Annotated in this window: 12 protein-coding genes; 4 read left to right on the forward strand and 8 right to left on the reverse strand. The window is 62.2% G+C overall.

Annotation, left to right across the window (positions count from 1 at the left end; all coding sequences use genetic code 11):
* Positions 1–308 precede the first annotated feature (308 nt).
* From CIB54_RS05655 to glnE, 8 genes are read right to left on the reverse strand one after another with little or no spacing between them, the layout of a single operon-like run.
* Complete coding sequence (locus tag CIB54_RS05655) at positions 309–1,760, reverse strand: lipopolysaccharide kinase InaA family protein (RefSeq protein WP_101218980.1); 1,452 nt, start codon at positions 1,758–1,760, stop codon at positions 309–311.
* On the reverse strand, positions 1,760–2,512 hold the full coding sequence (locus CIB54_RS05660) for a lipopolysaccharide kinase InaA family protein (protein WP_101218982.1): 753 nt from the start codon (positions 2,510–2,512) through the stop codon (positions 1,760–1,762). Before CIB54_RS05660 ends, CIB54_RS05655 begins: the two co-directional genes overlap by 1 nt.
* Positions 2,509–3,243 carry a lipopolysaccharide kinase InaA family protein gene (locus CIB54_RS05665; protein ID WP_065951555.1) on the reverse strand — a complete coding sequence of 245 codons (735 nt, stop codon included), beginning with the start codon at positions 3,241–3,243 and terminating at the stop codon, positions 2,509–2,511. Before CIB54_RS05665 ends, CIB54_RS05660 begins: the two co-directional genes overlap by 4 nt.
* Positions 3,243–4,049, reverse strand: coding sequence for a lipopolysaccharide core heptose(I) kinase RfaP (rfaP, locus tag CIB54_RS05670; RefSeq protein WP_101218983.1), 807 nt, complete (start codon positions 4,047–4,049; stop codon positions 3,243–3,245). Before rfaP ends, CIB54_RS05665 begins: the two co-directional genes overlap by 1 nt.
* On the reverse strand, positions 4,046–5,170 hold the full coding sequence (locus CIB54_RS05675) for a glycosyltransferase family 4 protein (protein ID WP_101218984.1): 1,125 nt from the start codon (positions 5,168–5,170) through the stop codon (positions 4,046–4,048). Before CIB54_RS05675 ends, rfaP begins: the two co-directional genes overlap by 4 nt.
* Positions 5,170–6,231, reverse strand: coding sequence for a lipopolysaccharide heptosyltransferase I (gene waaC / locus CIB54_RS05680; RefSeq protein ID WP_101218985.1), 1,062 nt, complete (start codon positions 6,229–6,231; stop codon positions 5,170–5,172). Before waaC ends, CIB54_RS05675 begins: the two co-directional genes overlap by 1 nt.
* Before the next feature lies 1 nt (position 6,232).
* Positions 6,233–7,267 carry a lipopolysaccharide heptosyltransferase II gene (gene waaF / locus CIB54_RS05685; RefSeq protein WP_065951559.1) on the reverse strand — a complete coding sequence of 345 codons (1,035 nt, stop codon included), beginning with the start codon at positions 7,265–7,267 and terminating at the stop codon, positions 6,233–6,235.
* Positions 7,268–7,321: 54 nt separating this feature from the next.
* Entirely contained in the window at positions 7,322–10,261 is a 2,940-nt protein-coding gene (glnE, locus tag CIB54_RS05690; RefSeq protein WP_065951560.1) for a bifunctional [glutamate--ammonia ligase]-adenylyl-L-tyrosine phosphorylase/[glutamate--ammonia-ligase] adenylyltransferase, read from the reverse strand.
* 383 nt (positions 10,262–10,644) lie between these two features.
* Between glnE and aceE the strand changes: the two genes are divergently transcribed.
* From aceE to msrA, 4 genes are all read left to right on the forward strand, one after another.
* Positions 10,645–13,290 (forward strand): pyruvate dehydrogenase (acetyl-transferring), homodimeric type, encoded by a 2,646-nt coding sequence (gene aceE / locus CIB54_RS05695; RefSeq protein WP_065894434.1) that lies wholly within the window; start codon positions 10,645–10,647, stop codon positions 13,288–13,290.
* Between the two features lie 11 nt (positions 13,291–13,301).
* A complete protein-coding gene (gene aceF / locus CIB54_RS05700; protein WP_101218986.1) occupies positions 13,302–14,969 on the forward strand; it encodes a dihydrolipoyllysine-residue acetyltransferase in 1,668 nt (555 codons plus the stop codon).
* A 303-nt stretch (positions 14,970–15,272) separates the two neighbouring features.
* Positions 15,273–17,966, forward strand: coding sequence for a putative bifunctional diguanylate cyclase/phosphodiesterase (locus CIB54_RS05705; RefSeq protein ID WP_065951562.1), 2,694 nt, complete (start codon positions 15,273–15,275; stop codon positions 17,964–17,966).
* A gap of 72 nt (positions 17,967–18,038) precedes the next feature.
* On the forward strand, positions 18,039–18,686 hold the full coding sequence (msrA, locus tag CIB54_RS05710; protein ID WP_101218987.1) for a peptide-methionine (S)-S-oxide reductase MsrA: 648 nt from the start codon (positions 18,039–18,041) through the stop codon (positions 18,684–18,686).
* The last annotated feature ends 9 nt before the right edge of the window (positions 18,687–18,695 follow it).

Genomic DNA, 18,695 nt, shown 5'->3' on the forward strand with positions numbered 1-18,695 from the left:
ACACAGCCAGTGTGGGAGGGGGCTTGCTCCCGATAGCAGTGGGTCAGTTACACATGTATTCACTGACACACCGCATTGGGGCAAGCCCCCTTCCAGATTTGACTGTATTTACATATCTGAAGCTGTGAACACAGCCAGTGTGGGAGGGAGCTTGCTCCCGATAGCAGTGGGTCAGTTACACATGCATCCACTGACACACCGCATCGGGGGCAAGCCCCCTCCCACATTTGACGGTATTTACATATCTGAAGCTGTGAACACCGTCAGTGTGGGAGGGGGCTTGCCCCCGATAGGGCCGCAGGCCCGCTTCACCCGGCGACGCTGACCTCGTTGGGCAACCGCTGATCGATCACCTGATACAACGCACTGTCCTGCGGCCAGTTACGCATGAACCGCGCACGATCCTTGGCATACGCCGCAGCGAAGCTGGCGACCGAGGGGTGCTGGCACATGGCATCCAGATCGATCATCGCCCAGCGTCCTTCGCTCCAGAACAGGTTATGCCCCTTGAAATCCCCATGGCTGATGCGCGCTTCGATCAACTCGGCGAACAACTGGTCCAGCGCCAGCAGTTCATCTTCCGGCGCGTCGCCGCGTTCGACATAGGGCGCAAAGCGCTCGATGATGTCCGGCCCCGGCAGGTATTCGGTGACCAGATAGGCACGGCTGCGCAACCAGAAAAAGCGCTTCTCCAGGACCGCCAGCGGCTTGGGCGTAGCAAAGCCGAGGAACGCCAGGCGATTGCCTTCGCGCCAGGAATGCCAGGCACGGCTCGGACGCCAGAAGCGTTTGAGCCAGTGGGTGAAACCCTTGATGTTGTAGCGCTTGATCACCAGAGGTCGGCCGGCCACCTTCACCCTGGCCACGCTCGCGGCGCCGCCGGTCTTGTACAGATGGCCCTGGTCAAGCAGCGCATCGGCCTTTTCAAGCACTGGCAGCATGGCCGCCTCTTCCTCACGGCGAATCGCGCGCAGGCCAAAGGCGCCACGCACCACGCTGAACAGCGTGCACTCGCGGCCGACCTTGTTCAGGTAGTCGCGCAAGCGCCAGGCGCTGACTTTGCGCACCTGCTTTTCGAGAGCCTCCAGCGGCAAGGCATGTTCGCCGTTGGCCAGCAGGTAATACACCAGCAATTCTTCGGTAAAAGGCGCGAGGTTTTTCGGCAACTGGGCAAAGAACACCCCGAGGTTTTCCAGCACGCGATTGCGCGACAGCGGCTTGCCCGCCTCTTCGACACGAATCCCCGCGCCATCGATCAGATACAGCCTGCCGCCCTGGCGCAGCAGGTTGTCCAGGTGCAGGTCTTCCTGCCACAAGCCCTTGGCATGCATTTGCGCAATCGCGCCCAGCGCTTCGGCGAGCACGGCGGTTTGTTCGTCGGCCAATGGCGGCAGGCCTTCGACAGCGTGCCAGGCGTCGGCCAGGCTGTGGGCGCCTTCAAGAAACTCGAACAGCAGCCAGCCACCCTCGCCTTCCTGCAAGCCGTCGGCCAGCAACAGCGGCGTGGTCAGGCCTTGTTCGGCCAGCACACGCACCCCGCTGCGCTCACGCTGGAAATGCCGCGCCGCCGAGCTGCCAACCAGCAGCTTGGCCAACACCGGGCGACCGCGCCACACCGCGGCGCCGACGTAGCGCTGCCCCGGCAATACCCGCAGCAGGCTGAGCAGTTGCAATTGCCCAGGGCCTGCCGCATCGACCAGGTCGAGGGTCAGCGGCAGGCTGGGAGTACGGCCGGCGTTTTTCAGCTCGGATAAACGCATCAGCGGTTCTCCTTGTGGCTGCGGCGCGCGGTAAGACGCTGATACCAGGTGGCGACCAGTGCACTGTCTTCAGGTTGCTCAAGATACGCCGCCAGGAGTTGTCGCACCTGCGCATCCGACCACTGCGGCGCGCGCCGCAGCAGCGGCTCCAGGTCCTTGACCCGGTCACGCCAGCCGAACAACAGCGGGCGGGTTTTCTCGAGGTCGATCAACTGCGCGGCGTAACCGTCAGCGGTGGCCTGCAGGAAAATATGCTTGGGATAAAAACAGCCGTGCACCTGCCCTACGCTGTGCAAATGACGCGCAAGCCTGCCGCACGCCAGCAGGATGGCGCGTTGCTGGACGTCGCTCGACTGCGACCAGTGCTCCAGCAACGAGTCCAGGTCATTCCAACCGTCCAGGGCGCGGGTAAGCAACATCGCGCGGCGCTCGCCCTTGACCCTGCGCTCGCCGAAGAACGCCGCCTGCAAGGCAGGAATGCCCAGCTTGCGGTACAGGCTGATATTGCGAAACTCACGGGCAAAACTTGGCTCGCCGAACGGCCGGTGCAAGGTACGCGTCAGGTAGTTGCTCTGGCGCTTGAGGTAGTAACCCTGACCTTCAAGTTCCAGGCGATACACGCTGCTCCATCCGTCGCCGCTGGTGTTGGGCTCATCCACCGCATCCAGTTGCTTGGCCCACAACGTGTCGAAGGTAGCCAGGCCGTTGCGCTCAAGCAACGCGCGGTCTTCGGCCGCCAGGAAATCACTCATTCACGCCCCTCGAAAAACTTCACCACATGGCGAATCCGTTGTTTGTCTGACGTCGTCAGGTGCGTGCGTTGGCGGTATTGCATGTAGAAACGCAGGCGCTGGGTGGCCGACAGGTGATACTTGGCGACCTTGTCCAGGCAGGCCAGGTCCTTGGTAATGCGGTATTTGAGCCAGAAGCCGCGCCAGAAATCGCCGTTGGGACAGTCGATCATGTACAGGGTGCGCTGATCGTCCACCAGCAGGTTGCGCCACTTCAAGTCGTTATGGGTGAAGCGATGATCGTGCATGGTCCGCGTGTACTCGGCGAGCTGACGGCTGATACCGTCAACCCAGCGAGGGTCTTTCAGGCGCGGGTCATTACGCTCGGCCAACAGCGACATATCCTCGGTCCTGGGCAATTCCCGGGTGATCATTGCACCGCGGTCATAGGCCAGGCCCTTGCGATCCAGGCCCCAGGCCACCACATCGGCGGTGGGAATGCCCCATTTGGCGAAGCGCTTGAGGTTCTGCCATTCGGACTTCACCCGCGGCTTGCCCAGGTAGCGGCGCAGGCCTTTGCCGGCACCGACATAGCGCTTGACGTAATAATTGATCCCGCCCCGCTCCACCCGGATCACTTCCGACAGCGGATCGCGGGTCAGGCGCTCACCCTGCAGGGCGAACACCGCTTCCAGGCTGCCAAAGTCGTCCGAGAGCGCAGCGTAGGCCGGTTCCAGCGTCCAACCCGCCATCAGAGCGCATCCCCGTAACGCTGCTTGCGCGCGTAGAGCTTGTCGGCCTTGCCTTGCAGCCACAGCAACAGGGCGCTTTCCTCGGCGATGATCTGGCGCAGCGGCTGCTGGAAATAGCCCTTGAGAAAGCGCAGTTTGTCGCGGCGGGTCAGACCGATATCCAGCGCCGAGAAGTACAGCGCCGCCAGGTCCTTGTCGCGCCAGCGCCGGCTGATCCGGTCGCGGGTCTGGGCGCGGTGCAGGTCGATGATCGAGAGTTTGAAATTGTCGGCCGTCACCGCTGTATCGGTGTGCAGCAGGAAGTGGCAGATGTAACAGTCACGGTGGTTGACGCCGCCGCGATGCATCATGCCGGTCATGCGCGCCACTTCGGCGATCAGCGCGCGCTTGAGACGCGGCTGCGGCGGCTGCTTGAGCCAGTCGATACTGAAATCTTCCAGGCTGACAGTCGGCGCCAATTCTTCAGTAATGATGAACGAGTGCTGATCGGCCGGGTTACTGCCGCGCTCGCCATAGGCCACGGCGGTCATGGTCGGCACGCCCAGTGCCTGCAAGCGCTGGATCGCCAGCCATTCCTGACCGGCGCCCAGCACTGGCAGCTTGACGGTGACCAGGTTCTTGACGATCTCTCCCCAGCCGATCCCACGGTGGATCTTCACAAAATAGCCGCGGCCATCCACCTCGGTACGCAGTGTGCGACGCGCCTCCAGTTCACGGTACACCTCGCCTTCCAGGCGCTCGACAGCGACGAACGCATCGTCCCCGGCCCAGAGGGTTTTGAACGGTTCGGCAAGCATCAATTTCATGGTTTTGGCTCCGCCAGAATCACATCCGCAGCGTGCTGCGGCATGCTGTAGAGGTCGGCCGTCTCGGCGAAGGCCAACCCATTGCGGCCCCAGGCCGCGCGCTGTGCAGAATCAGACAACATCCGCGCCAGGTACCCGTTGAGCTGCGTCTGGTCGAACGGCTCATCCAGCACCAGGCCACTGTCGGCTTCGCCGATGTAATGGGCATAACCACAGACCGCCGAGACCAGCACCGGCAACCCGGCCACCAGGGCTTCGAGCAGAACAGTGCCGGTGTTTTCGTTATACGCCGGGTGGATCAACAGGTCGGCGCCCAGCAGGAAACGCGGGATGTCGCTGCGCCCCTTGAGGAACTGCACGTTATCGCCCAAACCCAATGTGGCGCTCTGCAATTGGAATACTTTGGGGTCGTCCTGGCCGATTACAAACAGACGGGTGCGTTTCTTCAATTCGGACGGTAACGCCGCCAGCGCCTTGAGGCTGCGGTCGACGCCCTTGGTCTTGAAGCCGGAACCGATCTGCACCAGCAGCAAGTCATCCTCGCCCAGGCCGAATTCCTTGCGAAACCCTTCGCGAATCCGGGCCGCATCCGGCGGCGCACGGCGATCCTGGGCAATGCCCGGCGGCAGCAGATGGAAGCGTTCCAGCGGTGTGGCGTAATGCTTGATGAACAGCGGTTGCTGCACCTCGGAAATCATCAGGATTTCGGTCTTGGCGTCCTTGGCAAACACCGCGCGCTCGTAGTCGGCAAAGTGCTTGTAACGAGCAAAATAGCGGTACAGCGAATGACGCAGGTTTTGCGCCTTGTCTTCAAAGCAGCCATCAGCGGCGTAGTACACGTCCAGGTCGGGCATCTTGTTGAAGCCGATCAGGCGATCCACCGGGCGCCTGGCAAGGTCGGCTTTCATCCAGGCGCTGAGCTTTTCGTTGCGCCGATGGTTGAAGAAGGCCTTGACCGGTGCCACCAGCACTTCGAAGCCCGGCGGGATATCACCCTCCCAGATCAAGGTGTACACGCGGATTTTATGTCCGCGTTCCTGGCACTCCAGGGCGATGCGCATGAAGTCGCGCTGCAGACCACCGAAGGGAAAGTATTTGTACAGTACGAAAGCCAGTTGCATCAGTGCAGCTCCTCAGCCAGTAACAACGTGCTCAGCCGGCTCGCTACACGCTCAGGATTCAGGCGCGTGAAGCACAGCGGCGACTCGCGCTTGATGTCGAACCGCCGCAGGTCATCGGCGGTGGGTTGATAAGTGCATTGCTTTTGCAGGCACGGCGCACACGGCCAGTCGCTGGCCAGGTGGATCTGGGCTTTGCCGTAGGCGCCGGTGAGCCCAGGATTGGTCGGCCCGAACAGCGAAATGGTCGGCACATCCAGCGCAGCCGCCAGATGGCCGAGGCCGGTATCCACCGCCACACAGGCACGGGCACCGGCCAACACACGGGCCACGCCCGCCAGGTTCAGTTTTGGCAGCACTTCGGCATTGGCCAGGCCTTGAGCCAGGCGCTCGGCGCGGGCTTTTTCGACGGCGTTGCCCCACGGCAATTTCACGTCCACGCCCAGGCGGCCCATGCGTTCGGCCAGTTCGCGCCAGTAGGCCTCGGGCCAGTGCTTGGTGTCCCAGGTCGTGCCGTGCAGCAGCAGCACGAAGGGTTTCTTCGGCGGCAGGCCCAGCAGTTTCTCGCCGCTCAGGCCATAGTCGCCCAGGCCCTTGGGCAGGTCGTAACCCAACGCCACGGCAAACAGTTGGCGCAAACGCTCCACCGCATGTTGCCCACGGGCCACGGCCAGGCGGCGGGAATAAAAGTGCGCCGCCAGGGGTTCGCGTGCCGAGCTTTTATCGAACCCGGCTACCGGCGCCCGCACGTAGCGCGTCAGCCAGGCACTTTTCAACAGGCCCTGGGCGTCGATCACCAGGTCATATCGGGTCGACTGCACTGCCTGTTTGAACCGCCGCCATTCGCCGCTCTTGAGGGTTTGCCAGAGGTTCTTGCGCCAGCGACGAATCGCCACCGGGATCACCTTGTCCACCGCCGGGTGCCAGGTCGGGATTTCGGCGAAGCCTTCTTCCACCACCCAATCGAAACGGATGCCGGGGATCGCCCGCGCCGCGTCGGTCAGTGCCGGCAAGGCGTGGATCACGTCGCCCAGGGATGAGGTCTTGATTACCAGTACCCGCAACTCAATGAACCTCGACCACGTCGCCCTGCAATCGCTGCAAGGCATCGTTCACCGGCTGCGGCAGCAATTGGCGCAGGCAATTGTAGTGGCCGAAACGGCAGGTGCGCTCAAAACAGGGGCTGCAATCCAGGCCCAGGCGCACCACTTCGACCTTGTCCGCCAGGGGCGGGGTGAAGCCGGGTGACGTCGAGCCGTACACCGCCACCAAGGGACGATTCAGCGCGGCGGCGACGTGCATCAGGCCCGAATCATTGGACACCACCGCGTCGGCGCAGGACAGCAAGTCGATGGCCTCGGCCAGGGACGTTTCGCCACTGAGGTTGACCGCCTCTTCGCGCAGGCCCGGAATCAGGCGCTGGCGAATATCCTCACCCACCGAATGATCGTTTTTGGAGCCAAACAGCCACACCTGCCAGCCTTCGCGAATCCTGGTCTCGGCAACGTTGGCGTAGTGCTCCGACGGCCAGCGCTTGGACTCGCCGAACTCGGCGCCCGGGCACAGCGCCAATACCGGGCGATCCAGCGTCAGGCCGAACTTGGCCAGCGCCGCAGCGCGGGTCACCGGGTCAATCTGCAAGCTGGGGCGCGGGTACGGCTCGGGCAATTGCGCGCCCGGCTCGTAGGCCAGGGCCATGAAACGTTCGATCATCAGCGGGTAGCGGGCTTTATCCAGGGTGCGTACGTCATTGAGCAGCACGTAGCGAAACTCGCCGCGCCAGCCGGTACGCTTGGGGATGCCGGCAAAAAACGGCACCAGCGCCGACTTCAGCGAGTTGGGCAACAAGATGGCCTGGTCGTACTGGCCGGCCATGGCTTTGCCGATGCGACGGCGGGTCGCCAATTCCAGCGCGCCATGGCCGAGCGGAAAGCTCAAGGCCTTGCGCACTTGCGGCATGCGCTCAAGGATCGGCCGGCTCCACTCAGGGGCGAGCACGTCGATCTGGCAGTCCGGATAGCGCAGCCGCAGGCACTGGAACAGTGTCTGCGCCATCACCATGTCTCCGACCCAGCTGGGCCCAACGATCAGAATATTCATGTCATTTCCACAAACGATGCGGGGAGGCTTATGCCTCCCCGCCCTAATAGTGTTTCAGCTCAAGCCCAGCGTTTGCCAGATTCGCATCACCTGTCGCCGTTCGTCGGCGAACTGGTCACCGGGCACCGTACCGGCCTCGTTCTGCAAGGCTTGGCGGTGCGCGGCTGAGCGGTAGGCCTTATACACTTCACGCAACAAGTGAGCATCGGCGGCGGGCATCAGCCCGACCTGCTCCAGGCCCTCGAGGATGCGGATATTGTCGGTGTAGCGCAGCAACGATGGATGTTGCGCAGACCACGCCAAAGCCGCGTATTGCACCATAAATTCAATATCGACGATACCTCCGGCGTCCTGCTTGAGGTCGAACAGCGCCGTGGCTTCAAAGGCATTGGCGCCCCTGCCGGCCGCTGTGGCCCTGGTACCCAGGTTATCGCGCATCTTGGCGCGCATCTCACTGACCTCCAGGCGCAGCTTGGCCAGGTCCCGCTCACGCCCCAACACGTTAGCGCGTACCTGCTCGAATGCATGGCCCACATCCTGGCTGCCGACCAGGACACGTGCGCGAATCAGCGCCTGATGCTCCCAGGTCCAGGCTTCATTTTGTTGATAGCGGTCGAACGCGCCCAGCGAACTGACCAACAAGCCGGACGCCCCTGAAGGTCGCAGACGCATATCCACTTCGTACAACTGGCCGGAGTTGGTCTGGGTGGTCAGCAGGTGAATGATGCGCTGGCCCAGGCGCGTGAAGAACTGCGCGCCGTCGATCGGCTTGGCGCCGTCGGTCTCGGCCTGCGGGTCGCCGTCATGGATAAACACCAGGTCCAGGTCCGAACCATGCCCCAGTTCGATACCGCCGACCTTTCCGTAACCGACAATGATGAACCCGGGATCGCACAGGCTGCCGTCCAGCCGTTGCGGCGAGCCGTGGCGGGCCACAGTCTGGCGCCAGGCCAGGGCCAGCACTTGCTCGAGAATGGCTTCGGCGAGCCAGGTGAGGTAGTCGCTGACTTTCATCAACGGCAGGCTACCGGCGATTTCCGACGCGGCCACGCGCAGACGGTGCGCCAGTTTGAAATGGCGCAGCGCTTCCATCTGCTGCTCGAGGTCGTCTTCGGGGATACGCGTGAGGCGCTCGCGCAACTCGGCGGCCAGTTCCGGCGCCAGCGGTGGCTTGAACAGGCGCCCTTCGTTGAGCAATTCATCCAGCAACAGCGGAAAGCGCGTGATCTGCTCGGCGATCCACGGGCTCGCGGCGCACAGGGTCAGCAGACGGCGCAGGGCGTCGGGGTTTTCGGTGAGCAGCACCAGGTACGCGGAACGCCGGGCGACGGCTTCCACCAGCGGCAATACGCGCTCCAGTACCAGGTCCGGATTGGCGTGCTCGACCGCCTGCGCCAGCAAGCGCGGGATAAACGCATCCAGCCGCTCGCGACCGAGGCGCTGCATGGCGCGCAGTTGCGGGCTACCGCGCAGGCCGGCCAGGGCTTTGAGCGCCTTGGGCGCGTCAGTAAAGCCGCCTTCGCCCAATTGGCGGCAGGCCGCGTCGTCGTCCTGGGACTCTTCCCACAGCGGCAGCCATTCTCCGCCGACGACCAACTCGCTTTCTTCACCCTCTTCTTCATCAGGGTCGGCAATCACTTGGCGGAAATGCCAATCCACCCGCCCACGCCAATACATCAGGCGCTCGTGGAACGCGGCCCAATCGGCAAAGCCCAGCATGAAGGCAATGCGCGCCTGGTCTTCGGGGCTGTCCGGGAGCATTTGGGTCTGGCGGTCGGCAATCGCCTGGATCGCGTGTTCGGTGTAACGCAGGAATTCGTAGCCATTGCGCAGCTCGGCGATCACCGCCGGCGGCAGGTAGCCCTGGCCTTCCAGGGTGCCGAGCACGTTCAACAGCGGGCGTTGCTGCAGGCTGAGGTCGCGACCACCGTGGATCAGTTGAAACGCCTGGGCGATAAATTCCACCTCGCGAATACCGCCCGAACCCAGCTTGATATTGTCGGCCATGCCTTTGCGCCGAACTTCCTGCTGGATCAACTGCTTCATGGTGCGCAGCGCTTCGATGGCCGAGAAGTCCAGGTAACGGCGATAGACGAACGGGCGCAGCATGTCGAGCAGTTGCGCGCCGGCCACCTGGTCCCCGGCGACGACGCGGGCCTTGATCATGGCGTAGCGTTCCCAGTCGCGGCCCTGGTCCTGGTAGTACTGCTCCAGCGCATTGAAGCTGAGCACCAGCGCGCCCGCCGAACCGTAGGGGCGCAGGCGCATGTCGACGCGGAACACGAAACCGTCGACCGTCATTGGGTCGAGCGCCTTGATCAATTTTTGACCAAGACGGATGAAAAACTCCTGGTTATCCAGGGAGCGCTTGACCCCCACAGTCTCGCCGCCTTCGGGGTAAGCGAAGATCAGGTCGATATCCGACGACAGGTTCAGCTCCACCGCCCCAAGCTTGCCCATGCCGAGGATGACCATGTGCTGCGCCTCACCGCTGCGCCGCCCGGTGGGCGTGCCGAACTGCACGCAATGGCGCTGGTACAGCCACTGATAGGCCTGGTCGATACAGGCGTCGGCCATGTCGGAGAGATCGCGACAGGTTTGCACCAGGTCAGCCTGGCGGGTCAGGTCGCGCCAGATGATGCGCACCTGCTGGCGCGTGCGCTGGCGACGCAGTACACGGCCCATCTGGTCTTCTGTTTCAGCCTGTTGCACGGCACCGGCAATCTGCCCGCACAGTTCACCCGGCGCAAAACTGCGGTCCAGCTCGCCCCAGGCCACCAGTTCGAGCAACATCAAAGGGTCACGAACACTCTGTTCAATCACAAAATCACTGGCGGCGCACACCCGCGCGAAGTCGGCCCAGCGTTGCGGCGTCCAGCCAGAAAGGCCATGATCGTCGTCCAGCGCGGCCACGGCGTCACGAAATGACTGCTCGGCCCGGCTGGCATAAGGCAACAGAATGGCCGGCAGTTCGGCCAGCGTTGGAAGGCTCATGGTCTATCCTTGATCGGCGGGTAAATGGCGGGTAGTTGTGAACGCAGGAGCCCTGCTCGATGAAGGACTGTCGAACAAAAGTTAGAAATAGCTGAAATTAAATTAATCTTGGCAGGCAACATCAAACTTTCACCTTTTCTTGTTCGCAATAGACCAACAATAACGATTATGCTCACCAGCCAGACCGAGCCATACGCTCAGTCTTGTGTAGTTTTACTACTCGTATATACATTCGAAAGGCTGAAATGGCCGACGATTTGTAGTAAAACTACAGGACGCCGAAGCAACCTTCGGCCATCCAAGAATTTATGTCGTCTGCCCACAAGGCCAGTCGCAAACTTCAGGCAACCGATTCTGGTAGCCTTTCCGCCCTGGAGCAAGCCATGCAAGACCTCGATCCCGTCGAAACCCAGGAATGGCTGGACGCCCTGGAATCGGTTCTCGACAAAGAAGGCGAAGACCGTGCTCATTACCTGATGACCCGTATGGGCGAACTCGCGACCCGCAGCGGCTCGCAGTTGCCTTACGCCATCACTACGCCATACCGCAACACCATCCCCGTTACCCACGAAGCACGCATGCCTGGCGACCTGTTCATGGAACGCCGCATTCGCTCGCTGGTACGCTGGAACGCCATGGCGATGGTAATGCGCACGAACTTGAAAGATTCGGACCTGGGCGGTCACATCTCCAGCTTCGCTTCCAGCGCAACCCTGTATGACATCGGCTTCAACTACTTCTTCCAGGCCCCGACCGACGAACACGGCGGCGACCTGATCTACTTCCAGGGTCACACCTCGCCCGGCGTCTACGCCCGTGCGTTCATGGAAGGCCGCATCAGCGAAGAACAAATGAACAACTTCCGCCAGGAAGTCGACGGTCAGGGCCTGTCGTCCTACCCACACCCTTGGCTGATGCCTGATTTCTGGCAGTTCCCGACGGTATCCATGGGCCTGGGCCCGATCCAGGCGATCTACCAGGCACGCTTCATGAAGTACCTGGAAGCCCGTGGCTTCATCCCCGAAGGCAAGCAGAAAGTCTGGTGCTTCCTGGGCGACGGCGAGTGCGACGAGCCGGAATCCCTGGGCGCCATCTCCCTGGCCGGCCGCGAGAAGCTGGACAACCTGATCTTCGTCATCAACTGCAACCTGCAGCGCCTCGACGGCCCGGTTCGCGGCAACGGCAAGATCATCCAGGAACTCGAAGGCGTATTCCGCGGCGCTCACTGGAACGTGACCAAAGTCATCTGGGGCCGCTTCTGGGACCCACTGCTGGCCAAGGACGTCGACGGTATCCTGCAGCGTCGCATGGACGAAGTCATCGACGGCGAGTACCAGAACTACAAAGCCAAAGACGGCGCGTTCGTTCGCGAGCACTTCTTCAACACGCCTGAACTCAAGGCGATGGTTGCCGATCTGTCCGACGACGAGATCTGGAAACTCAACCGTGGCGGCCACGACCCGTACAAGGTCTACGCGGCGTACCACGAAGCGGTCAACCACAAGGAACAACCGACCGTCATCCTGGCCAAGACCATCAAGGGTTATGGCACCGGTGCCGGCGAAGCGAAGAACACCGCGCACAACACCAAGAAAGTCGACGTCGACAGCCTGAAGCTGTTCCGCGACCGCTTCGATATCCCGGTCAAGGACGAAGAGCTGGAGAACCTGCCGTTCTTCAAGCCCGAGCCGAACAGCGCCGAAGCCCGCTACCTCAGCGAGCGTCGTAGCGCACTGGGCGGTTTCGTGCCGCAACGCCGCGCCAAGAGCATGAGCATCCCGACGCCGCCACTCGATACCCTCAAGGCGATCCTGGACGGCTCGGGCGACCGTGAAATCTCCACCACCATGGCCTTCGTGCGCATCCTCGCGCAACTGGTCAAGGACAAGGAAATCGGTTCGCGCATCGTCCCGATCATCCCGGACGAAGCCCGTACCTTCGGTATGGAAGGCATGTTCCGTCAGTTGGGCATCTACTCCTCCGTCGGCCAGCTCTACGAGCCAGTCGATAAAGACCAGGTGATGTTCTACAAGGAAGACAAGAAAGGCCAGATCCTCGAAGAAGGCATCAACGAAGCGGGCGCCATGAGCTCCTTCATCGCTGCCGGTACGTCGTACTCCAGCCACAACCAGCCGATGCTGCCGTTCTACATCTTCTACTCGATGTTCGGCTTCCAGCGCATTGGCGACCTGGCCTGGGCAGCCGGCGACAGCCGTACCCGTGGCTTCCTGATCGGCGGCACCGCCGGCCGCACCACGCTGAACGGCGAAGGCCTGCAACACGAAGACGGTCACAGCCACATCCTGGCTGCCACCATCCCGAACTGCCGCACCTTTGATCCAACCTACGGCTACGAGCTGGCGGTGATCATCCAGGACGGCATGAAGAAGATGACCGAAGAGCAGCAGGATGTTTTCTACTACATCACCGTGATGAACGAGTCCTACCAGCAGCCAGCCATGCCGGCCGGCGTGGAAGAAGGCATCATCAAGGGCATGTACCTGCTCGAAGAAGACACCAAGGAAGCGGCGCACCACGTGCAGCTGATGGGCTCCGGCACCATCCTGCGCGAAGTGCGTGAAGCGGCGAAGATCCTGCGTGACGAATTCAACGTCGGCGCCGACGTGTGGAGCGTGACCAGCTTCAACGAACTGCGTCGCGACGGCCTGGCCGTGGAGCGCAGCAACCGCCTGCACCCTGGCCAGAAGCCAGCCAAGAGCTATGTCGAAGAATGCCTGGCCGGCCGTAAAGGTCCAGTCATCGCCTCTACCGACTACATGAAACTGTTTGCTGAACAAATTCGCCAGTGGGTCCCGTCCAAGGAATTCAAAGTCCTGGGCACCGACGGTTTCGGCCGCAGTGACAGCCGCAAGAAGCTGCGTCACTTCTTCGAAGTCGACCGTCACTTCGTGGTGTTGGCAGCCCTGGAAGCCTTGGCTGACCGCGGTGAGATCGAACCCAAGGTGGTGGCTGACGCCATCGTCAAGTTCGGGATCAACCCGGAAAAACGCAACCCACTGGACTGCTGAGGAGATTTTTTGTGAGCGAACTCATTCGCGTACCTGACATCGGCAGCGGTGAAGGTGAAGTAATCGAGCTGTTTGTGAAGGTTGGCGACACCGTCGAAGCTGACCAGAGCATCCTGACCCTGGAGTCGGACAAGGCGAGCATGGAAATCCCTGCTCCCAAGGCCGGTGTGGTCAAGAGCCTGAAAGTGAAGCTGGGCGACCGCCTGAAAGAAGGCGACGAACTGCTGGAGCTGGAAATCGAAGGTGCTGCCGATGCAGCGCCTGCGGCTGCCGCTCCGGCCGCCGCTGCACCTGTACCTGTACCTGCTGCTGAACAGCCTGCCGCTGCCGCCGAGGCCCCAGCGGCCCCGGCTGCTGCACCGGCCGCCGCCACCGTCCAGGACATTCACGTCCCGGACATCGGCTCGTCGGGCAAGGCCAAGATCATCGAGCTGCTGGTCAAGGTCGGCGACACCGTCGAAGCCGACCAGTCGCTGATCACCCTGGAGTCCGACAAGGCCTCCATGGAAATCCCATCGCCGGCTGCCGGCGTGGTGGAAAGCATTGCGGTCAAGCTGGAAGACGAAGTCGGCACCGGTGACTTCATCCTCAAGCTCAAGGTACAAGGCGCCGCGCCTGCCGCCGCGCCAGCGCCGGCCGCCGCTCCGGCTGCCAAGGCTGAAGCGGCTCCGGCTGCTGCCGCTGCAACACCTGCTGCGGCACCTGCTGCAAAAGCCGAGGCCGCTCCGGCCCCTGCTGCTGCCGCACCCGCACCAAGCGGTGCCAAGGTTCACGCCGGCCCGGCTGTACGCCAACTGGCCCGTGAATTCGGCGTCGAGCTGAGCGCCGTCTCGGCCAGCGGTCCTCACGGTCGCGTGCTGAAGGAAGACGTGCAGGCTTACGTCAAGACCATGATGCAGAAGGCCAAGGAAGCGCCAGCTGCCGGCGGCGCTACCGGCGGCTCGGGCATTCCGCCGATCCGTACCGTCGATTTCAGCCGTTTCGGCGAAATCGAAGAAGTGCCGATGACCCGCCTGATGCAAATCGGCGCGGCCGGTCTGCACGCGAGCTGGCTGAACATCCCGCACGTGACTCAGTTCGACCAGGCCGATATCACCGACCTGGAAGCCTTCCGCGTTGCGCAGAAAGCCGTGGCCGAGAAGGCCGGTGTGAAACTGACCGTGCTGCCCCTGCTGCTCAAGGCCTGTGCGCACCTGCTCAAGGAACTGCCGGACTTCAACAGCTCGCTGGCGCCAAGCGGTAAAGCGATCATCCGCAAGAAGTACGTGCACATCGGCTTTGCGGTCGACACGCCTGACGGCCTGCTGGTACCGGTCATCAAGAACGTCGACCAGAAGAGCCTGCTGCAGCTGGCTGGCGAAGCTGCTGCGCTGGCCGCCAAGGCCCGCGACAAGAAGCTCACCCCGGACGACATGCAGGGCGCATGCTTTACCATCTCCAGCCTCGGGCACATTGGCGGTACGGGCTTCACGCCAATCGTCAATGCGCCGGAAGTGGCGATCCTGGGTGTGTCCAAGGCAACCATCCAGCCTGTCTGGGACGGTAAAGCGTTCCAGCCCAAGCTGATGCTGCCACTGTCGTTGTCCTACGATCACCGCGTGATCAACGGCGCCGCGGCGGCACGCTTCACCCAGCGCCTGAGCCAGTTGCTGAACGACATCCGCACCATCCTGCTGTAAGCCGCAGCGGCCTCCCCCTGATGGGAGGCCATTGCCGCCTCGATTTCCGAGCGCCACGCTCGTACCTCAACCCCGCCACTTGGCGGGGCTTTTTTTTGGGCTTTTTGTACACACAGGACAGGCTTGTACACCTTCCGTCACTTTGATTGCAGAAATCCCCCGCGTGGCCGATAACAGCCTTATAGCACTTAGCCTTCATCCTCTCTTGTCAGTGCGTGCCGCATGATGCAACCTTGCCGCAAGCAACAGTAAAGAGGGGCGTGAGCCCGGCGTCGTGCGCATTTTCCCAAGCGAGTTTCCCCCATGAAAAGCCAACCCGATGTTGCCCGAATGGCGACCGAGGTAGTGACGCAATTACCGGTGCCTTCGCGCCTCGGTATGCTGCGTTTCGAGCGGCTGAATGAGGCAAGCTGGGCGCTGCTCTACCTCGACCCCAATTGCGAGCGCCAATTCGGCTTGTCGGCGGTCGAACTGTGCGCCCTGCTGGGCACGCCGTACGCCAGCCTGATGGAACCCCAGGCGCGCTATCAACTGCACGACGCGATCCAGCAGCAACTGACCCACAGCGCCCACTACCTGGTGCGCTACACCCTGCACACCAACGATGGCCCGCTGAGCCTGCTCGAAATGGGCGAGGCCTATAAACAACACAACCGTCACCTGCTGCGCGGCTACCTGATGGTGGTGGATGGCCTGTTCAGCGAACTTCCCGTCACGGTGCCGACCGCCGACCTGGAAAACCAGAACAGCCGCCTGCAAATCGCCCTGGAACTCAACCAGCGCGCGCAGCAGGAGCAACTGCAGCACCTGGAGCGGGTGCGCGCCCAGCAGGAGTTGATCCTGCTGCTGGCGCGCCAGCGCTACACCACACCCAATTCGCTGCAAGAAGCCGCCGAATTGATCACCCGCAGCGCCTGCGACATCTATCAGATCGATTGCGCCAGCATCTGGAATCTGGAAGGCCAGCGCCTGGTGCCGATTTCGGCCTATCACCGCGCCGATCAACGCCACCATTTGCCCGAAGCGATCGACGCCAGTTGCTTCCCCGATTACCTCGAAGCCCTGCACAGCAGTCGCGCCATTGATGCCACCAATGCCATGCGCGACCCACGCACCCGGGAAATGGCCGAAAGCCTGATCGCCAAGGATGTCCACGCCATGCTCGACGCGAGCATCCGGGTGGATGGCCAGGTCGTCGGCGTACTGTGCCTGGAGCAAAGCGGCAGTTCGCGGGCATGGCAGTCCGATGAGATCGCCTTTGCCGGCGAGCTGGCGGACCAGTTCGCCCAAGTCATCAACAACCACAACCGGCGCACCGCCACCAGCGCCCTGCACCTGTTCCAGCGCGCGGTGGAACAGAGCGCCAACGCTTTTCTGCTGGTCAATTGCGATGGCGTGGTGGAGTACGTCAACCCAAGCTTTACCGCCATTACCCAATACAGCGCCGAAGAAGTGCACGGCCACCGCCTGGCGCAGTTGCCGGCCCTGGAGAACCTCAGCGAATTGCTGTTCGACGCGCCGTCGGTCCTGGCCAAAAGCAACAGCTGGCAAGGCGAATTCAAAAGCCGGCGCAAAAACCTGGAACCCTACTGGGGCCAGTTGTCGATTTCCAAGGTGTATGGCGACAACCGTGAGTTGACCCATTACATCGGCATCTACGAAGACATTACCCAGACCAAGCTGGCGCAACAGCGCATCGAACGCCTGGCCTACACCGACAACCTGACCAACCTGGGCAACCGCCCGGCGTTCATCCGCAACCTCGACGAGCGCTTTACCCGCGACAGCGACAGCCCGATCAGCCTGCTGCTGGTGGACATCGACAACTTCAAGCGGATCAACGACAGTCTCGGCCACCAGACCGGTGACAAGTTGCTGATCAGCCTGGCCCGCCGTCTGCGCAACAGTTTGAGCAGCGGCGGCAGCCTGGCGCGCTTTGCCAGTAACGAGTTTGCGGTGCTGCTCGACGACGCCGACATGGAGACCGGCCAGCAGGTCGCCAGCCAGTTGCTGGCCACCCTCGACAAGCCGATGTTTGTCGACAACCAGTTGATCAGCGTGACCGGCTCCGTGGGCCTGGCCTGCGCGCCGCTGCACGGGCGCGACCCGCAAACCCTGATGCGCAACGCCGGCCTGGCCCTGCACAAGGCCAAGGCCAACGGCAAACACCAGGTGCAGGTGTTTACCGAAGCGCTGAATGCCGAGGCGAGCTACAAGCTGTTTGTGGAAAACAACCTGCGCCGCGCCCTGACCCAGAATGAGCTGGACGTGTTCTACCAGCCCAAGCTGTGCCTGCGCAGTGGTCGCCTGCTGGGCATGGAAGCGCTGTTGCGCTGGAACCACCCGGACAAGGGCATGATCCGCCCCGACCAGTTCATCAGCGTGGCCGAAGAGACCGGCTTGATCATCCCCATCGGCAAATGGGTCGCCCGTCAGGCGTGCCGCATGAGCCGTCAATTGACGGCGGCGGGCCTGGGTAATTTGCAGGTGGCAATCAACCTGTCGCCCAAGCAGTTTTCCGACCCGGACCTGGTGGCCTCGATTGCCACGATCCTCAAGGAAGAACAGTTGCCGGCCAATCTGCTGGAGCTGGAGCTGACCGAAGGCCTGCTGCTGGAAGCCACCGAAGACACGCGCCTGCAACTGGACCAGTTGAAAAGCTTTGGCCTGACCCTGGCCATGGACGACTTCGGCACCGGTTACTCGTCGCTGAGCTACTTGAAAAAATTCCCCATCGACATCATTAAGATCGACCGGAGCTTTATCCACGAAATCCCGGATAACCAGGACGACATGGAGATCACCTCGGCGGTTATCGCCATGGCCCACAACCTCAAGCTCAAGGTGGTAGCCGAAGGCATCGAGACCGCCGAGCAACTGGCGTTCCTGCGCCGGCACCGTTGCGACGTGGGCCAGGGCTATCTGTTCGATCGGCCAATCCCCGGTGCAGAGCTGCTGGAAAAGCTTAAACGCTATCCACGCGGGCCAATTGCCTGACAGCGCGGTAACACTCGGGCACACTGGCTGTCTGAAAATTTACTGTAACTCAACCTGACGAGAGGACTGATCATGGTCTTGCGCTCGGAAATTCTGGTGAACAAAAACGTGCTGCCTACTCAAGAACAAGCGTTGCCTGGCCGCGAAACCCCGATGGCATTGCCGGAAACTCACTTCGTCAACGGCAACCCGTTGCTGGGCCCCTTTACCGACGACGTGGGTTTCGCGATCTTCGGCCTCGGTTGTTTCTGGGGCGCTGAGCGTAAATTCTGGGAGCGCGATGGGGTGGTCAGCACCGTGGTCGGCTACGCCGGCGGCTTCACGCCGAACCCGACCTACGAAGAAGTCTGCTCAGGCCTGACCGGCCACAGCGAAGTGGTGCTGGTGGTGTACGACCAGGCCAAAGTGAAATACGAAGACCTGCTGAAGATGTTCTGGGAACTGCACAACCCGACCCAGGGCATGCGCCAGGGCAACGACATCGGCAGCCAGTACCGTTCGGTGATTTATGCCACCACGCCGGAGCAACTGGCGGCCGCCAAGGCCAGTGCCCAGGCGTATCAGCAAGAGCTGACCAATGCCGGCCTGGGTGAGATCACCACCGAAATCGACGAAGCGCCGACGGTGTACTTCGCCGAGGCGTATCACCAGCAGTACCTGGCGAAGAATCCTCAAGGCTATTGCGGCATCGGCGGCACAGGCGTGACCTGCCCGATCTAAAAAACAACG

The sequence above is a fragment of the Pseudomonas fluorescens genome, assembly GCF_002837185.1.
Taxonomy (GTDB): domain Bacteria; phylum Pseudomonadota; class Gammaproteobacteria; order Pseudomonadales; family Pseudomonadaceae; genus Aquipseudomonas; species Aquipseudomonas fluorescens_AM.